The 18376-nt window shown below is 57.8% G+C and carries 16 protein-coding genes; 3 read left to right on the top strand and 13 right to left on the bottom strand.

The genetic code is table 11. The features are described 5' to 3' along the window. Positions 1-10: 10 nt before the first annotated feature. The 4 genes from EXZ61_RS04020 to EXZ61_RS04005 all read right to left on the bottom strand — a co-directional run bounded on the left by EXZ61_RS04020 (position 11) and on the right by EXZ61_RS04005 (position 4984). Complete coding sequence (locus EXZ61_RS04020; protein WP_142809261.1) at positions 11-1087, bottom strand: branched-chain amino acid ABC transporter permease; 1077 nt, start codon at positions 1085-1087, stop codon at positions 11-13. A 161-nt stretch (positions 1088-1248) separates the two neighbouring features. Further along, positions 1249-2178 (bottom strand): branched-chain amino acid ABC transporter permease, encoded by a 930-nt coding sequence (locus tag EXZ61_RS04015; RefSeq protein WP_142809259.1) that lies wholly within the window; start codon positions 2176-2178, stop codon positions 1249-1251. 12 nt (positions 2179-2190) lie between these two features. Further along, on the bottom strand, positions 2191-2976 hold the full coding sequence (locus tag EXZ61_RS04010; RefSeq protein WP_142809256.1) for an ABC transporter ATP-binding protein: 786 nt from the start codon (positions 2974-2976) through the stop codon (positions 2191-2193). Positions 2977-3037: 61 nt separating this feature from the next. Continuing rightward, positions 3038-4984: an AMP-dependent synthetase/ligase gene (locus tag EXZ61_RS04005; protein WP_142809254.1), complete on the bottom strand. Its 1947-nt coding sequence runs from the start codon at positions 4982-4984 to the stop codon at positions 3038-3040. Positions 4985-5139: 155 nt separating this feature from the next. On the opposite strand from EXZ61_RS04005, the gene EXZ61_RS04000 reads away from it, so the two are divergent. Then, entirely contained in the window at positions 5140-5856 is a 717-nt protein-coding gene (locus EXZ61_RS04000) for a Crp/Fnr family transcriptional regulator (protein ID WP_142814090.1), read from the top strand. A gap of 68 nt (positions 5857-5924) precedes the next feature. On the opposite strand, the gene EXZ61_RS03995 is transcribed toward EXZ61_RS04000, so the two are convergent. From EXZ61_RS03995 to EXZ61_RS03960, 8 genes are read right to left on the bottom strand one after another with little or no spacing between them, the layout of a single operon-like run. Continuing rightward, positions 5925-6683: a polysaccharide deacetylase family protein gene (locus EXZ61_RS03995; protein ID WP_142809252.1), complete on the bottom strand. Its 759-nt coding sequence runs from the start codon at positions 6681-6683 to the stop codon at positions 5925-5927. Further along, the gene (locus EXZ61_RS03990) at positions 6683-7921 is read right to left on the bottom strand and encodes a hypothetical protein (RefSeq protein WP_142809250.1); all 1239 of its coding nucleotides are present in this window, start codon (positions 7919-7921) and stop codon (positions 6683-6685) included. The genes EXZ61_RS03995 and EXZ61_RS03990 overlap by 1 nt, the downstream gene beginning before the upstream one ends. Then, a complete protein-coding gene (locus EXZ61_RS03985; protein WP_142809248.1) occupies positions 7918-9321 on the bottom strand; it encodes an O-antigen ligase family protein in 1404 nt (467 codons plus the stop codon). Before EXZ61_RS03985 ends, EXZ61_RS03990 begins: the two co-directional genes overlap by 4 nt. Beyond that, complete coding sequence (locus tag EXZ61_RS03980; RefSeq protein ID WP_142809246.1) at positions 9311-10231, bottom strand: glycosyltransferase family 2 protein; 921 nt, start codon at positions 10229-10231, stop codon at positions 9311-9313. The genes EXZ61_RS03985 and EXZ61_RS03980 overlap by 11 nt, the downstream gene beginning before the upstream one ends. After that, positions 10228-11493 (bottom strand): lipopolysaccharide biosynthesis protein, encoded by a 1266-nt coding sequence (locus tag EXZ61_RS03975; RefSeq protein ID WP_142809245.1) that lies wholly within the window; start codon positions 11491-11493, stop codon positions 10228-10230. Before EXZ61_RS03975 ends, EXZ61_RS03980 begins: the two co-directional genes overlap by 4 nt. Positions 11494-11513: 20 nt before the next feature. Further along, positions 11514-12530 carry a polysaccharide biosynthesis tyrosine autokinase gene (locus EXZ61_RS03970; protein ID WP_142809242.1) on the bottom strand — a complete coding sequence of 339 codons (1017 nt, stop codon included), beginning with the start codon at positions 12528-12530 and terminating at the stop codon, positions 11514-11516. Between the two features lie 9 nt (positions 12531-12539). Further along, positions 12540-13928, bottom strand: coding sequence for a Wzz/FepE/Etk N-terminal domain-containing protein (locus EXZ61_RS03965; protein ID WP_142809240.1), 1389 nt, complete (start codon positions 13926-13928; stop codon positions 12540-12542). A gap of 30 nt (positions 13929-13958) precedes the next feature. Continuing rightward, entirely contained in the window at positions 13959-14900 is a 942-nt protein-coding gene (locus EXZ61_RS03960; protein ID WP_237219081.1) for an SLBB domain-containing protein, read from the bottom strand. 125 nt (positions 14901-15025) lie between these two features. On the opposite strand from EXZ61_RS03960, the gene EXZ61_RS03955 reads away from it, so the two are divergent. Then, on the top strand, positions 15026-16117 hold the full coding sequence (locus EXZ61_RS03955; RefSeq protein ID WP_142809238.1) for a L,D-transpeptidase Cds6 family protein: 1092 nt from the start codon (positions 15026-15028) through the stop codon (positions 16115-16117). Between the two features lie 71 nt (positions 16118-16188). Beyond that, positions 16189-17103: a glycosyltransferase family 2 protein gene (locus EXZ61_RS03950; RefSeq protein ID WP_142809236.1), complete on the top strand. Its 915-nt coding sequence runs from the start codon at positions 16189-16191 to the stop codon at positions 17101-17103. Between the two features lie 2 nt (positions 17104-17105). On the opposite strand, the gene EXZ61_RS03945 is transcribed toward EXZ61_RS03950, so the two are convergent. Further along, complete coding sequence (locus EXZ61_RS03945) at positions 17106-18191, bottom strand: GNAT family N-acetyltransferase (RefSeq protein ID WP_142809234.1); 1086 nt, start codon at positions 18189-18191, stop codon at positions 17106-17108. Positions 18192-18376 lie beyond the last annotated feature (185 nt).

Here is an 18376-nt window from a genome sequence, read left to right as displayed (position 1 = left end):
ACGAGGGAAATCAATGGGGGAAGGGCCAGAGTCGCAGCTTTTGTTTGCCGATGGACCAGAGCTTGGCTAGGCCATGGGGCTCCACGATCAGGAACCAGACGATCAAACCGCCGAACACCATGAGTTCGGCATGGGACACCACGGCAGTGCTGATCTCGACACCAAACAACCCCGCCAGTGCTGGCAAAAACTGGCTTAAAAAGATAGGTAGCACCACGATGAATGCAGCACCAAAGAAGCTGCCCATGATGGAGCCCATGCCGCCGATGATCACCATGAACAGCAGTCGGAAGGACTGGTCCACCGAGAACGCTGCTGGCTCCCAGGCACCGAGGTAAATAAAGCCCCACAAGGCACCGGCCACACCCACAATGAAGGAGCTCACCGCGAACGCACTGAGCTTGGCGTACATGGGGCGAATGCCGATCACCGCAGCCGCCACGTCCATGTCGCGGATCGCCATCCACTCACGCCCTACGGCGCCACGCACCAGGTTCTTGGCCAACAGGGCAATCACCACGAGCAGCGACAGACAGAAGATGTACTTGGCCAGGGGCGATTCCAGCGAGAGACCAAACACCTGCAAGTTGGACACCGACACCGAGCCCGAAGGCGAGTTGTTGGTGAACCACTGAACACGCAAGAACATCCAGTCCGCAAAAAACTGCGCGGCCAGCGTAGCCACCGCGAGGTACAGGCCCTTGACGCGCAAACTGGGCAGCCCGAAGACCATACCGAACAGCATGGAGCTCACGCCACCCAGCAGAAGCGCAAGCAACAAAGGCATGCCTTCAATGCGCACAAAGAAGTTGTACGCCGCGTAGGCGCCCACCGCCATGAAAGCGCCGGAACCCAGCGAAATCTGGCCGCAGAAGCCCACCAGAATATTCACGCCGACTGCAGCCAGCGAGAAAATCAAAAAGGGAATCAAAATGGCCCGAAACAAATAGTCGCTGGCCAACATGGGCACCAGCGCAAAGCCCACCAGCAAGAGGGCTGTGATGGCCATGCGGTCTTGCAGAATGGGAAATATCTGCTGGTCCGCGCGGTAGGTGGTTTTGAATTGGCCGTTTTCTCTGTAGAACATTTTTTATCTCGCAATCTTGTGGCTGAGTGGCAGGACGGCAGCGCACATTGCTCCGTGTCCCCCGCCCGCTTTGCGGGCTCCTCCTTGACCTGCGCAAAGCGCACTACCGCCCTGCCACCCAATGAACGGGAAGGTGCGCAAAGATGAATGCAAATAGAAATTCATACGCGGTCAATAATTTTTTCGCCGAACAAGCCTTGGGGCCGGATCAGCAGAAAGCCCAGTGCCAACACATAGGCGAACCAGATTTCGATGCCGCCACCCACATATGGCCCGAGGTACACCTCGGACAGCTTTTCGCCCACGCCGATGATCAGACCGCCCACGATCGCACCGGGTACCGAGGTCAGCCCCCCCAGAATCACCACTGGCAGCGCACGCAAGGCCACAGTAGTCAGTGAAAACTGCACACCCAGCTTGCTGCCCCAGATCATTCCGGCCACCAGGGCCACCACGCCGGCCACGCACCAGACGATGACCCAGATGCGGTTGAGCGGAATGCCGATGGACTGCGCCGCCTGGTGGTCATCCGCCACGGCGCGCAGGGCGCGGCCCGTTGCTGTTTTCTGGAAGAACACGCTGAGCAGGGCCACCAGTGCGGCGGCGATGATGGCGGCGTAAAAGTCTTCCTTGTTGATCAGGATGCCGCCTTCAAAGCTGCTCTCCAAAATCATGACCGGGTCCTTGGGCATGCCAATGTCGATCTTGTAGATGCTGCTGCCAAAGATGCTTTGGCCCAGACCTTCCATGAAGTAGGTGATGCCTAGCGTCGCCATCAGCAGCGTGGTGCCTTCTTGGTTCACCAGATGCCGCAACACCAAGCGCTCAATGACCCAAGCCACCACAAACATCACAATGCCCGCACCAATGAAAGCCAGCACGTTGGCGGCTATGGGGTTGGCAATGCCTAGGTGCAGCGGAATCCATTCCGCAAACCGTGCCATGGCCAATGCAGCAAACAGCACCATAGCGCCTTGCGCAAAGTTAAACACGCCAGACGCCTTGTAGATCAGCACAAAGCCCAAGGCCACCAGCGAATACAGCATGCCAGCCATCAGGCCGCCGAGTAAGGTTTCAAGAAAGAATGCCATCTTGGTGTGTCCTTAATGCGAGGTGCCGAGGTAGGCGCTGATCACGTCTGGGTTGTTGCGCACTTCGTCCGGGGTGCCGTCGCCGATTTTTTTGCCGTAGTCCAGCACGACCACGCGGTCGCTGATGTCCATGACCACGCCCATGTCGTGCTCGATCAAGACCACGGTGGTACCGAACTCGTCGTTCACATCGAGCACGAAGCGGCACATGTCCTGCTTCTCTTCCACATTCATGCCGGCCATGGGCTCGTCGAGCAACAGTACTTGGGGCTCCATGGCCAGTGCGCGGCCCAGATCCACCCGCTTTTGCAGGCCGTAGGGCAGCTGACCCACGGGGGTCTTGCGGTAAGCCTGAATTTCCAGGAAATCAATGATGCGTTCCACCGCCTCCCGGTGCTGAATTTCCTCGCGCTCGGCGGGGCCCCAGCGCAGGGCCTGCTTCAAGATGCCGCTCTTAATCTTCAGGTTGCGACCGGACATGATGTTGTCCAACACGCTCATGCCTTTGAAGAGCGCCAAGTTTTGGAAGGTGCGCGCCACACCCATCACCGCCACTTGGTGGCTGTTCATGTGCTTAAACGTTTGGCCGCGAAAGGTGATGGACCCGTCTTGCGGCGCATACACACCGTTGATGCAGTTCAGCATGGAGCTTTTACCCGCGCCGTTGGGCCCGATGATGGCGCGAATTTCGTGCTCGCGCACATCGAAGCTGATGTCGGTCAGCGCCTTCACGCCGCCGAACCGCAGGGAGATGTTTTTAACGTCAAGAATGACGTCGCCTATTTTCTTTTCGCTCATTAGATGACCTCCGTGCTCTGCACTGCGGCGCGAGCTTGCTTGGGGCGGCTCTGCGCGGCGCTCATGCTGCAGCCTTCACAGGGGCAAAGGTTTGGGTGTCTGCTATGCGCAGCGTGGCGCTGACGCTGCCGGTGCGTCCGTCTTCAAACTTCACCACGGTCTCGATGAACTGGCTGGTCTTGCCCTCGTACAGCGCGTCCACCAGCACCTGGTATTTGTCGGCAATAAAGCCGCGGCGGACTTTGTTGGTGCGGGTCAATTCACCGTCGTCGGCGTCCAGTTCTTTGTGCAACACCAAGAAGCGGCTGATCTGGCTGCCGGCCAGCAGGGCATCGGCGCTCAGGTCGGCGTTGACCTTCTCCACGCATTCCTTGATCAGCTCATACACCTGGGGCTTCTGGGCCAGATCGGTGTAGCCGGCATAAGGCAGATTGCGGCGCTCGGCCCAGTTGCCCACGGCATCAAAGTCGATGTTGATCAGCACACACACCTTCTCGCGGCCATCGCCATACGCCACGACTTCCTTGATGTGCTGGAAGAACTTGAGTTTGTTCTCCACGTACTTGGGAGCAAACATGGCGTCGTTGAACGCACCGCCTTTGAGGCGGCCCACGTCTTTGACGCGGTCGATGATCTTCAGGTGGCCGTGCGCATCTATAAAGCCTGCATCACTGGTGTGGTACCAGCCGTCAGCCGTTAGCACCTCGGCAGTGGCGGCGGGGTTTTTGTAGTACTCCTTGAGCAAGCCGGGCGACTTCACCAAAATTTCGCCGTTGTCCGCCACCTTGATCTCCACACCGGCGCATGGCACGCCCACGGTGTCGGCGCGGGCTTGGTTGTCGGGTTGCAAGCACACAAACACGGCGGTCTCGGTAGAGCCGTAGAGCTGCTTGAGGTTGATGCCAATGGAGCGGTAAAAGCTAAACAAATCCGGGCCAATGGCCTCACCGGCGGTATAGGCTACGCGCACCCGACTCAAGCCCAGCGTATTGCGCAGCGGACCGTAGACCAGCACATTGCCTAGGCCGTACAGCACGCGATCCCCCAAGGAGACAGGCAAGCCGTCTTGTAAGGCAGGCCCCACGCGTTGGGCCACGGCCATAAAGGCGTGGAACATCTTGCGTTTGAGCGCACCGGCATCTTCCATGCGAATCATCACGCTGGTGAGCAGGCCTTCGAACACGCGCGGCGGCGCAAAGTAATAGGTGGGGCCTATCTCTTTCAAATCGATGGTGACGGTGGAAGCGGATTCAGGGCAATTCACCACGTAACCGCAAGCCAGCCACTGCGCGTAGCTGAAAATATTTTGCCCAATCCATGCGGGTGGCAGGTAAGCCAACACCTCTTCCGCGTGGGTCAACTTGTCAAACTCAGCACCGGCCAGCGCCCGGTTCAGCAAAGAAAAGTGGGTGTGCACAACACCCTTGGGGTTGCCCGTGGTGCCTGACGTGAAGAACATAGCCCCTACGTCATTGGGGCGACCTACCGCGACCTCATCTTTCACCAAATCAGGGTGAATCTGGACACAGGCCTTGCCCGCAGCCAAGAGCTCATCCAATGCAGCCAAGCCGGGTACGTCGTAATTGCGCAAGCCCCTTGGATCGTCAAAATAAATGTGGGCAAGCTGTGGGCATTGCGCCCTAACTTCCAGCAACTTGTCCACTTGCTCTTGGTCTTCGGCAAAGGCAAAGCAGACGCCTGCGTTGTTGATAGGAAACACGCACTCCGGTGCTGCAGCATCTTGGTACAAAGGAATCGGCACCGCACCCAGGCTTTGCACTGCCAACATAGTGGCGTACAGACGTGGGCGATTGGCTCCCACCACCACCATATGGTCGTTGCGGCGCAAGCCTGCTTGGTGCAAACCTGCCGCCAATTGCTCCACCATCAGGGCCAGGTCAGCCCATGTCAAAGCTTGCCAAATGCCATACTCTTTCTCACGCATTGCAGTGGCCGTGGGCCTGGTGCGAGCGTGGTGCGCCAGCCATTGCGGAAAAGTCTTTTGCATTCCTATTCCTTGTCACCTGTCTCGTTGTAGGGCCCCTCTGCATGCAGCTGGGCCTTGGTATGGCTGCCATTATTAGCCCGGCATTTGACGTCGATCTGTCGTTTGGACGACAATTCAGGCCTTTCTTGTTAGGTGTTTTCCCTCCGCCCCTATCTATGACCACCGACTCCAGCCTGCACCAAAGGCGCCGCCCGCTGACCGACGGCGAGCTCAACGCGATTCCGTGGATTCACTTGCTACAAAGCCATGAACGAGAGCGCGCGGTGGACGATCTGCGCATTGCGCAAGCGGTGCCGGGGGAGTATTTGTGCCGCATGGGGCGGCCCGTGACTTACTGGTTTGGGGTGGTGGACGGCCTCTTGAAGATGAGCTCAGACAATGCAGAAGGCCAAACCATGACATTCACCGGCGTGCCACCGGGCGGCTGGTTTGGGGAGGGCACCGCCCTTAAGCGGGAGACCTACCGCTACAACATCCAGGCCCTGCGCAACAGCATGGTCGCCGGCTTGCATGTGGATACGTTTCACTGGCTGCTAGACCATTCGATTGGATTCAACCGCTTTGTGATGAACCAGCTCAATGAGCGGCTGGGCCAGTTCATCGCGGCCCGAGAAATAGACCGCCTCAACAACCCCGACATCCGCGTGGCCCGCAGCCTCGCGGCACTGTTCAACCCGGTGCTTTACCCAGGCGTTGGTGAAGTGCTGCGCATCACGCAGCAAGAGTTGGCGTACCTGGTGGGCTTGTCCCGGCAGCGGGTGAACGAGGCGCTCACTTCATTGGCTGCGCAGGGGGTAATTCGGGTGGAGTACGGCGGCCTGCGGGTTTTGGACATTGCCGCACTGCGCAACGAAGTCTTCAAGGCCAAATAAGCCTCTACCGCTCATTTAACAAGCACATTGCGCTATAAAAAATAGAGCACTCCTAGCTCAGCCAGCGGTCAGTCTTTGCTCCAGTAGGCGATCGCTTGGTCCACCGGGAGCACTTGACAGCCCGCCTGTAAAGCGGCGCGTACCGCCAAGTCCAGCAACTCTGGCGTACACCCCCATGGGCCGGGTTGCGCCTCCACCTCATGGGTGTAAAAAATGAGCCAGCCGCGCTCTTGGGCTGTGGTGCGCACCAAGTCTTGCAGCCGCTCGGTGCGCATGGTGTGGGCATACAGCTTCTCAGCCCACAGGCCATTCAAATCCGCCTGCCCCACTTGAACGCCGCCTCGGGTGATGCGCGAGGATTGAAACGTTAGCGATGCCAGGTGCTTGGAACCGAGGTCATAGGCCCCTAGTGGAAAAGAAAAATGGTCTGTTGCCCGGGGAAGGCCCAGGTCGTTGAAGTACTGTGCATTGCGTGCCAATACCTGCGCCATCTGGGAGCGGCTGAGCTGGTCGCACGGTTGGTGGGTAAAGGTATGGCACGCGATATGGTGGCCGCCGCGCGCTAGGCTTTGCACGTCGATGGCTGAGTGGCATAGACGCCCCATCTCCAGCTGGTCCGTCAAGCCCCCGGCAATGTACCAAGTGCCGGCACAGCCATGGCGCTCCAAAATCTCGCGCCCCTTTACACAGGCAGTGTGGGGCGCGTCATCAAAACTAAAACTAACCACCCCTGCGTGCTTATGCAAGGGGAGCATGCGGCGCATGGTGGCATCGGCCACCCACCTTTGACCTTGTCGCCAGCGTTTCAACACCAAGGCAGGAACCATCAGCGCCGCCCCCCCAAACCCACTCGCTGAGCGAGGTCCGGTAAGTTCTCAAAGGTGTACTCCACCCCCACCCGCAGTGTGTTCTGCAAAATGTCAGCCAACGCAGCACCACGTTCGGTGCGATCCGTGGAGCCATCCACGTACACACGCACATCCGGTGTCGCCGCATAGACCACGCCTAGGCCAAAGCGGTAACGTTTGAACTCTGGGCTGGCAGCCGCACTCGCTAGGGCGGTTTGGTTGTTTTGGCGCTCTTGGCTCAAGGACATCACCACCTGTGTTTTGGCGCTGGGCCTCCACTGCGCACCCCATTGCAGGCGGTTCACCCGGGTATACAGGGCCGCCGTGTCCGTGGTGTCGGTAGGTTGGTCTGACCAATCAAGGGTCCAATTCGTGAGCGGCGAAGGGGTGTAGCGCAGCTGGGCCTGTGTGGCCAACTCGGTGAAATTCTTGCCTACCAATCCATCGTAACGGCGCTCTATGGGGGCCATCCGCACGCTCACGCGGGTCAAGGGACTGTATTGCCACAAGGCGTCCAGATAGACCTCTTGTGCTCGGTACCCGGTGCCGCCATTGACGGCCTGTGTATCCGTGCGCTCAGGAAAACGTACCTCGGTCGACTGCACTCCAACGCCCACACTGCTTCCGGTGCCGGTGTCCATGCGTGCGCCCATGAGCCATGCATTGGACCGCGTGTTGGACCCGGTGTTGGCTGGGGTGTCGTAGCCCAGTTGCCCCGACCGCAGCTCCATAGGAAAACTAATCCAGGGTGTGATCTGCAGTGTGAGGCTGGCACTCGCATCTGTTTGGGTGAACACATCGCGGCGCGTACGACTGGCGTCCACCACATCGTAGGGTTGGCGCTTGTAGCTTTGGGACACGGCGCCGCGCCACGCGTCGGTCCAGCGCCATTCAAAGGCCCCGTTGTAAGCTTGTGGCGAACTGTTCAGGCCATCGAAGTGGCCATATCGGTTGTCCCCCGCCTGCGCATTCAATAACAAGCGGGTACCCGGTGAGTCCAAGGCCTGCACAATGGCCAAGCGCAACTCGGTCGCAGCCAAGTTATCTGAAGCATCGTCAGTCCCCACGCGCTCAGGGTTGGAGTCGTGGCTCCAAGAGGTGTCCATTTGCAGCACCAACTCGGTCATCCCCCATGCCCCACCTGGGATTGCGGCCAGCAAGGCGGCTATCGCAACCGTTGGCAACGGGGGCAACATCGATCGAACACAGGGGGTCACACGGGGTACCTCCAAGCAGCGCGACGCCCAGCGCGCACGCGCTGGCGACGAGGCTTAGCATCAGTCCCTGGCCGCGTACCACCATCCGCAGGTTTCGCCATAGCCATGCGTTGGCGCAAAAGGGTGGATGTCACGGTCACACTGGAGAGAACGAACAACAAAAACGGAAACTCCACACTGCGAAACAGAGAACTTTCTGAAAGGTTGGACACCAAGGTCGTCACCATAAGCGCCGAGAAAAGCGCTGCTGCGGGTCTGTCGTAGGCCATGAGCTTTGCCAAGCTGACGCTGTGGGACACCACCACCCCCGCAAACAGTACGAGACCGATGGCGCCAAGCTCGTTGAACATGTCTAGGTATCCGTTATGGGCCTGGTACGGAACCCAGGGCAAGGTGTCGAGCACCGGTTGCGATGCGCTGCCTGGACCCAGCCAGAACGCCCCATACCCCACCCCTTGCACCCAATGGCGATCGATCTCCAACATCAGGGGCGCCCAGATGTCGCTACGGCCTGTCAAGTCTGCACTTTTGCCAAACAAACTGGCAAATGGTGCCAGCAGTTCCGTGCGGCTTGGGTAGTGCCCTTCGACCACAAAAAAACCGTGGAGTAGCGCGACAAGCACCATCACCATGAGCACCACCACGCGCAACAACCACAGGCTGGAACCGACGTGCTGGCGGCGTAAGACAAAGAAAACGGTGGGACCTAGGACCGCAATCGTGAGACTCGTAGAGCTGGTCGACAGCAACACGCAAGCCGCGCTCAGAAACAAGCCGGCCCAGCGCACCCAGGGTGGTAGGGATTTGACGTGCCAGACAGACACCCACAACAGCACGGCCAAGGCCGCAATAGCACCAAATGTGTTCTTGTTAGACACCACGCCACGCCACGCATAGCCAAAATAAGCGTCAATACCGATGGACGGGAACGCAACCGCGGCAACGGCCGACGCAAGCTGTATGCCCGTGATAGCCGCCAGAGCCACCAATACGGTGTGGGTCCACGGTTTACCGTTTAACTGAACTGCCAAGCCCAACATTACCAACCCTAAAAGCTGAATCGTCTTCTTTAAGGTCACGGTGGGTGCCGGTGACCACAGCATGGTCATCGCGCAGTACAGCGCCATGGCCCACAAAAAAGGATTCACATGGCGCACATGTGCCCACGCCATGACGGGCGCGCGGGCTAACAGCAGCGCAGACAGAGCAAACACGCTACCCCATTGGAGTTGAAAACCCAAGGACCCGGTGTTGATATCGGTACTGTCAATATCGTAATTCCAGTTAAAACCGGACGGCAATAGACCAAACAGCACGGCGCACACGATGAGCAGCACAATGGCGTGCTGCTCCCACTGCATGCGGGGCACACCGACATACCGAGCAGGACTAGCTTGCATACTCTTGGAACTGCAAACGGCTCATGCCAGTCAGTTTGCCGAGCTGAGCCGCTGCGATGCGTAGCCATGCAAAAGACCGGGTCCGAGACACGGGGACAAAAACCAAAGCCAAGCCCGCGCTAAGCACCAACTGGGCCAAGGCGCGCCCCCCCAACTTGGCTCCGTGCATCCAAGCTTGCCCTCTAGGCAAACGGTACAGTTCAGCGCGTATCCAGGTCTGCCCAATGCGAAATGAACGGCGCAGAAGCCACTGCGCGTTGGCCCGCTCCACCGGAACCACTTCATGTACAGGTGCCTCATCGCACCACACAAACTTAGCGCCACGTGCCAAGAGGTCGCGAAACAACATGCTGTCTTCGCCTCCGGTGCGGCCAAACGCCGCGTCGAAAGGCCCGTGTACCTGGGAGAGGCTGCTGGCACGCACCAAGGCATTGCCCGTGCGCGCGTCTTGTTCGGTGATGCGGGTTCCAGTGGGCAAACGCCGACGCTCAAAGTAGCGCCCCTGCACAATCCACGGGGCGACCTCGGGCGGGTACACCGGCAAGACGGGCCCAAACACAGCGTCTGCTTGGTGGGCTTGGGCACATGCTAGCAACAAGCGCAACCAATGCTGTACAGGGACCTCGTCGTCATCCACAAATGCAATCCATTCCCCGGTTGCGGCTGCCACTGCTGCATTGCGAGCCAGAGCAATGTTTGGCACAGGCACGTGCCTAGCCAGCAGGCTGAAGCCTTGCGGCACCGTCCACGCGGCCACAACTTGGGCAGCTGTGTTGTGCGGGTCGTTGTCGACCACCACCACTTCAATCGCGGCAATCCCTTGACCCAACCCTTGCTGCCCCAACTGTGTCAACAATGCAGACAGCAACAGGGGCCTGCGGAAACTGCAGATGCATACACTGATTTTCATGCTGCGCTACCGACTTCAGCGGCAAGGTGACTGCGCTTGACCCTAGGGATTAGAAGCAGGTGGTTGGTGAGTAGCTCTAGCAATTCCACAGCAACCATGGCGGCCAGTGCCCCCCATACGCCATAGCGGGGAATGAGTACCCAGGAGAGCGCCAGCAGAACAACCAAACTTACAGCACCCTGCCAAAACAAGGCGCGAAATGCACCAAAGCTGGTCAACAAAATAGTGCCCATGCTGCGCGCAGCATTGATCGCAAAATACGCAGCCCACATCAACACCAAGCCCATGATGCCTTGGTATTTTTCACCCAAAAAGTGCGCAGACAACCACGGGAAAAACAGCCACATCGCCAAGATGTAGACAACAGCAAATGCCTCCATCGCAAGCAGCGACTTCAGCATGAATTGCCGCACGCCACGCCAATTGGACTGGGCTATCAGCTGCCCCATGGCGGGCTGGGCCAGCTTGGCCCAGGCCGTGCCAATCACCACAATGGGCGTCAGCACAAGCCTAGCGGCATTCATATCCGCCAAGGCGGCGACACCCACTAAGCCACCTGTCAAGTACAGGTAGCTGTTGTTGCCCATCCATCCCAGCAAGGCACCCACCACCGCCCAACGGCTGAGGGCCCACAAAGCTCTAGCGTCTGCCACAAAGGCCTGTCGAGAGGTGTTGGGCTCCAGCCTGCGCACCAAACCCACACTAGGCAGGGCGGCTGCCAAGGCGTTACTTAAGGCCATCACGAAGATGATTTCGGTCACTGTGACACGCTCCAGCCAGTAGAGCCCCACGCCACCCAATAAGGTGAGAACCACAAACACAAAGTCTACTGAGGCCACTTTCTCTGGCACACCTTCAATAAACAACGCAGTTCGACAGTACTCCCGCGCAGCCAGAGCCCATATCCACAAGGCAAAGGCCCCGGCTAAAAGGAAGGGGTTTTCGTGCAGATCGAGCACTTCATCCAAGATACCCATCGCAACACCAGCCACAACAGCCAAAACACCTGCAATCAGCCACTGGAGTCGCGCCACACGTGCCACCATTTGACGCCGAGCATGTTCGTCCAGTCGCATGGCCAAGGTGGTCAATGCAGTGCACACCAAGGCACCGAGCAAAGTGGTACTCAATAAGCCAGCACCCATGAGCTGTGAGTACAAGCCATAGGTTTCCTTGGCCGCAAACCGAATCAAGGCCACTCCAATGAGGAAGTTCAGGCCACTGAGCAGCAACTGGTCCACGACCGAAATTGCCGAATTCAAAGCAAAAGAGCGCTTAGGCTTCAAGCCGCACCTGTGGAGAAAAGCCCCGTAACGCGCCGCCACACACGGGCCAACACTGTTTCCTCGTGGGACCAAGGACTTTGCTGGGAAAAACGACTCTGTGGCTTGAGCACTTGGTTGAACACGACGCCAAGCACGTCGACCCGTGCTCCTTCTAAAGCCCTTTGAAACTCGCGCAACTCAGACACCAGGGTCTGGTCTTTGCGCGCGACCAGTATCGCGGCACCGGTTTGCCCTGCGATCGTTTGCGCATCCGCCCATTGAGAACCTGCAGGTGTGTCCACAATGATGACGGACACCTGATCTATCAAAGGGGCCAGCATCTGCCGAAACGCCGGAGCCGTCAGCATTTCCAAAGGATTGGGCGGCACCGGTCCAGAGCCCAAAATCCAAAACCCTGGCACCAGTTCTTCCATGGCACCCAGCTCACCGGGGCTGCGTCGTGCCAGCACCGTAGACAAGCCGGTTTGGTTTGGCAGTCCCAAAAGCCTATGCACGCAAGGTTCGCGCAGGTTGGCATCGATCAGCAAGGTCTTGATATTGAGCTGTGCGAAGGCAATGGCCAAGCTGGCGGCGGTGTAACTTTTACCCTCTCGCTTGGCCGGACTCAACACGGCAAGCACCAGTTTTTGGCTTTCATCCATTTCCACCAGCAGGTCGGAACGCAGTCGCTTGATGGCTTGCGCAGCATCGCTATCCGGTGCATGCACAATGGCTAGCGAAGGGCTGATTCGCGCGAGCAAGGCGGCAGAAGAAAATGCATCGTTGTTGAACTGGGTGTTCAGTAATTCGCGCACATCCCGCGAAGTCAACAAACCAAGGGCAATGGCTGCTTCACCAAACCGCATTTGCTTCTGGTTTTGCAAGGCCAATACCTGATCTACCTCTGCCCGGGTTAAGCGCTGAGAGGCAATGCACGCATCCCCCATGCGCGACTCGAGCACCAACGGCACGCCCCCCTTAGGTTCAATGGAAGGTAACGGAGGCATAGAAGACTGCGGGTCGAAGCTTGACATGGCTCTGGCTCAGAAGGCTTGTTCTGCATTGCGACCCAGCACAACAAATGCGGGGTCACGTGCGAGGTCATCAATATGGCGTACCCGGCGTCGGGCTACCTCGGTCAAAAAGACCAAGCCTAGACCTACGAGGAGACCCACAGGCACACTCAGCACTAAGTTCAACCTCAGGTTGGGTTTGCTGTGGGTAATGGGCGCACTGGCCCAACGCAGAACCGTCAAACTTGGTGTGTTGACAGTACTAGCGATCAAGAGTTCGTCGTACTTTTGGATCGCCGAGTTATAGATCTTTTGTACGCTATCGAGTTGACGTTGATACGACGCCAAAACATCCCTGTGCTTTTTCATCGAAAGCATGGACTGCTGTTGTGCGTTCACATCACCCGCGAGCGCACGGGCTTGTGAGTCATAGCGCTTACTCTCTTGCAAGAAAGCATCCAGCGCTAACTGCGCTTCCCGGTCTATGCGCTGGGACATGGTCTCTCGCTCAGCAAGAATGCTTTTAAACCGAGGGTGGTTTTTGCCATAGACGCCCCCCAGATCAGCGGCTTGGCGATCCAAGTCGGCAAGCCGCAAGCGCAAGTCAGGGATGCCACGCTGGGAAGCGATCTCAGGAATATCGGCCGCTTTAGCGCCTGCTTTCAACATGTTCAGCACCGCTTGGTTTTTTGACTGCGCATCGAGTCGCAAACTCTGCAATGCAGCTTGGCGCGTGGAAAGCTCGTTGAGTTGCCGGTTGCCTAAGTCCAAGCGCTCATCGGTCTCCAAAATCCCGTTTTTCTGCTGGTAATCAGTGATGGAGGCTTGGATTTTGTCCTGCTCCAAGCGCAATGTTTCAAGCTGCGCGCTGTACTGCTCTTGGCGTGACTTAGCGGGTGCCACACTGATGCGCTGAACCAAATCCATATACGCTTTGAGGCCGGCATTGAGCGCATCACGCGCTTGCTCAGGGTCATCCAAAGCGAGCTTCAACTCCACCACGCGGCTCGCCTTGCGAACGGCAACGTCCAAGCTCTTTTGCATGCTCACCAACAGCAAACTATGTGCCTTTGCCTCACCCTGGGCGGCAATGCGCTTTTTCATAGTCTCACCAGACAACATGCCCGTCGCACTGATCATTTGGCTCAGCACTTCTTCGCTTTGCATGATGTCTACTTGGGTTTGCAAGTAGGTTTCATCTTGCGCAGAGTTAAACAAGCGCCCCGTGAGCGGGTCAGAAGAGCGAAAGTCGATAAAGATTTCTGCGCTGGCAACATACGTTTTGGTCTGTGACAGTGACAAGACCAAGGTCGCCACAACGGCGATCACCACACACGTGAAAAGGGTGCGCTTTCGGGCCAGCAAGATTGCCAGCAACTGCGAAAAAGACAGCCCGCTGACTGGGAATTCTTGGTTCATTGCTTCTTGCTATGCATGTGCTGGCGATGCCTAAAACAAGCGCTCATTCACATAGACCACGTCGCCACCCACAATAGGACTGCTGAGATCAGGTACAAATTCTTGCGTTTTTTGTTCGCCATCCGTGCGGTGAACACGAATTCTGCGCATGGACCCGCGCTCCGTCACACCGCCACTGATGGCCAACGCCCGCATCAAGGTGAGCCCAGGCTCCATAGGGTAAGCGCCGGGCCTGCGCACCTCACCGTGCACATAAAACTGTTTCTGGACACCCACAAAAACCACATCGTCATTCTGAAGCTCTAGATCCGGGCCTAATTTGCCAAGGTCCACGATCTGATCCAAAGCGATCTGTATCTCCTGACGCGCACCCGATGGACTGGATGCGTTCGGTGCAACGCGACGTACTAAAACCGCTACGCGATCTGCGCGTGGCGTTAAGCCACCCGCTGTGGCCAATGCATCCCATACGGACAATTTTCCCGATAAGGCGAATCGTCCAGGGCGCTGAACCTCACCCAAGACCGAAACCATTTGACTGCGCACTTGACGCACTTGCACCGACACCTCGGGGCTGCGCAAATACTCGCCTTCCCGCAGGCGTTGGGCAACCAATTTTTCAATGGCGAAAGGCACCAGCCCACCCACTTTGAGTGTTCCGATCAATGGCAACGTCACTTGTTGGTTGTCGTTGACAGTGACTTCCGCCGACATATCCGGCTGGCCAAACACAGTAATCAACACTTGGTCACCGGCACCGACAGTGGAACTCGATAGCACGCCTTCAGCCGCAAGCAGGGACCCTTGTGGAACGGGGCTTGCGGGGGTCGCTGCAAGGTCAGCGGCCCAGGTCGTCACCAGTGGCAGCTGCACGACGCGCGGTGCAACGGGCACAGCACTCTGCGCCAGCGAGGCCACGGGCCACGCACAGAGCAGCATCCCGCACATGAGCGCGCATTTGAAAGCAAGCATGCACTTAGTCAAACTCAGAATCCTGCAAATGGGAAGCATTGCGTCATGGTGTTACCGTATCACAGGTACTGTAATGCAGGCAAACAGGCCCAGCTAGAAGACCCGCGTCGCTAGAATTCTTGTAAATGACTATTTTCCCTTACTTTCATGCGGTTTTCAGTCAACCACCGCGCATCGCTGGCCCTTGCACAAAAGCCTCCCAGCGCTCAGCGTCTCCATCTGTCTTCGTAGCTTGTACCTTGGCGCTGGCCTTTACCGGGGCAGCAGCTCAGGCGCTAGTACAGGGAGCTGATTTAGCCGCGCAACTTCGGCTAGACACAGAGAATCCCACTTTGTTGCTTAAGCAAGGCGTTGCCTTGGCCCAAGAGGGGCAGGTGCAGGCCGCTATTGTGATTTTTCAAGCGCTCAAGCAACGTTTCCCGCAGCAGCCCGCTCCCTACGCAAACCTTGCCGCCTTGTATGCCCAAACCGGGCAATTGGAGGAGGCGCGCCAAATGCTGCTCTTGGCCGACCGCTGGCAAAATGACCGCTTCCCGACCCAACTGGGCTTGGCGTCGCTCAATTTGGAGCTTGCCTTGCAGGCTTACGACACCGCGCTGGCACTCAGACCCCAGGATGACACCGTGCTGCGCAAGCGCAATGCGCTGAGCCGACTGCTGTCGCCCCAAGCTGGTGCGGGGACGGGAGCAACAGCACCAAGCGCGCCCAAGGAACAGACTCCAACCACGCTCAGCGTGGGCCCTGATGCCGCGCTGCCCACATCGGGCACGCCATCTGGCGCTGCACGCGATCGCTTAGTGCTGTCAGACGCCGCCCCCTTCTCCGCCAGCCCCAAGGGGCAGCTGAGCAAAGAAGACGCGGCCGCTCCGGCTTCGCCGCAATCGATTGATGTACGCAATGCCTTGGTGCAATGGGCGCAGGCATGGAGCCAGAAATCATTTCCTGGGTATGCAGCCCAATACAGCGAGACCTTCCGACCTAGCCGCGACATGGATGTAGTGCAATGGACTGCACGCAAGAAGGCGCTCATGGCACAAGCGAAGTACATCCAGGTCGATGTTCAAGTCGACTCCATCCGAATAGACCAAGGTGTCGCCACTGTTCGCTTGCAACAGCGCTACCAGTCTGACCAGTATTCAGACACAAGCAACAAAGAGATCCAACTGCGCCAAGAAAAAGGGCAATGGAAAATTACCCGTGAAATAGAACTGCGCTAAACCCTCACAGCGCAGGTGCAGGCAAGGCTTGTGCACACCTAGAATGCATAGCGTCACCTACCCCATTGCCCATGAACACTATCGCCAAGACCGACACCTCATTTCGGGTTGCCCCTTTGGTCATCATTTCGCCCGTGCGAGATGAAGCCAAACTGATTGAGAAAACCCTGCAGTCGGTCATTGCGCAGACCGTACGCCCCACAGAATGGGTCATCGTCGACGATGGCTCCAAAGACGACACAGCAGCCGTCGTCAAGCGCTATGCAGCCCAGTATCCATTCATCCGACTCGTGACTTTGCAAGACCGCGGATTTCGCAAATTGGGTGGCGGGGTCATCGTAGCCTTCAAGTTCGGCCTGTCGCAGGTCATCACAAAGGATTACGCGTTTGTGGCGAAGCTTGACGGCGACATGTCCTTCGGTCCAGAGTACCTGGCAACCATGTTTGCTGAGTTTGATGCAGACCCCAAGCTGGCTGCAGTGTCTGGCAAGGTGTTTCGCCCGGAAGGGGATGGATTTGTTGAAGAATGGACCATTGACGAACATGTGGCGGGGCAATTCAAGTTGTACCGGAGTACAGCGTTTAGTGCCATCGGCGGCTTTATTGAAGAGGTCCTGTGGGACGGCATTGACATACACACCGCTCGCATGCTGGGCTGGCACACCAAGAGCTTTGATGCACCCAATGCCCGCTTGATCCACCACAGGCTCATGGGGTCTTCGGACAAGAATGTTTACCGCGGCCGACTGCGCTTGGGACGCGGCATTTACTTCATGGGTTATCACCCCTTGTATGCATTGGCTTCGGCCGCCTTTCGCACGCGGGAAAAACCCTTGGTCATCGGTGGCATCCTGATCATGGTGGGGTACATCAAAGCCGCACTACAAGGTGTTCCGCGCTACGACAACCCTGCGTTCATCCGCTACTTACAGAATTGGCAGATGGCTGAGCTCAAAGCGCGAATGCGCAAAGTATTGCCTTGGTGAGGCTACTTATGCGGGTGCGCTGGACCCGCCTGAAGTGCGGCTCGCATTTTGATGACCTGCGGGTGTGCCTTCAGCACCGCTTTGGCATCACGCGCACTTGCCACGGCAGCAGCTAACCAAGCAGGGCGCGACACTGCGCCCTCGCCCAAAGCGACTAAATCGGTTTTAAATCGCATCTTGTAGTCTTGTGTTCCTCGCCCCAAGTCGATCAGTTCGATACCTTGACTTTGCGCCTGTTCAGCCAACTGCTTGAGAATCACAAGACCTGGCTGATAGTAGGCACAAGCAGCGTCATAAACAGGAAACCAATAGTGCAAGGTCGCATAGCTGCGCAGCCCCACATGGGCCGCGATCAGGCTGTCACCAGCATACAAAGTGCACATCGTTGCGCCAAAAGCATCATCGCCTAAGTCCACCGTACTCTCCATGAGCTTACGCACCCACGGAATCGCAAAGGCATCGGCCCCGTGGCCTTGCGTGCGCAGCCACTGGGCCGATTTGGTTTGCATGATCCATTGCAGAACGCGGGGAGTGGGTTCGCTGGCCTCAAAACGCAAGGGGCCTTTGTCACGCAGCAATCGCCGCTCGGACTGCCGGACCGTGCTTAAAACCCCAGGAGACTTGGTGTTCTGCGCCAGAGCTAGGCGCTGAACATAGGCATCCCATCCACCTTCTAAATTCATGACTGGGGACGCACTATGCACGCGAACATGGCGGGCAAAAGCCAGCTGAGACGTTGGCAAGTGGTTGAAATAGAAGTACGCTGCACCACACGCCTTAAGCAACTGGGCAAGGTCAATTGCAAGCGCTGGGTGTGCGATCAGCCCGTGGTAGTCATTGAGTCCAAACCCCACCGGCAAGATGCGCCCCCACGCTGATTGTTCAAACGGGAAAAAGCCCTGCACAGCACCTTGCGCCTCTAGCACGGCAACGCGCACGGGGTTGGGGCCACCCGCGCAGGCAATCCACTGGGTGAACTCAGGGCGGTAATACGGGCTGCGCAAGTGCGGATTCGCCTGCTGAATATCCGCCCATTGCGCCCAAAGACTCGGATCCAAATCATGCGCGGGAATGACAGTAATCTTCATGCAGCTACCTTTGAACCAAGCATGCGTGCAGCCCCAGCATAGAACCCGGCCACGGGTGGTTTCTATGGCCCAAGCACAGAACGTAGAAAGAAATAATGTCCGCCCAGCGTAAAAAGTCTTGAATTATCGGGCCACAAGTGCTGACCAACCGCCCAAATATTGCTTTTTCGCACGCGTGCTCAGCA

This window comes from Rhodoferax aquaticus, from assembly GCF_006974105.1.
Classification (GTDB): Bacteria; Pseudomonadota; Gammaproteobacteria; order Burkholderiales; family Burkholderiaceae_C; genus Allorhodoferax; species Allorhodoferax aquaticus_A.
Note: the sequence above shows the minus strand (reverse complement) of the source record. Positions and strands in the feature narration are given on the sequence as shown.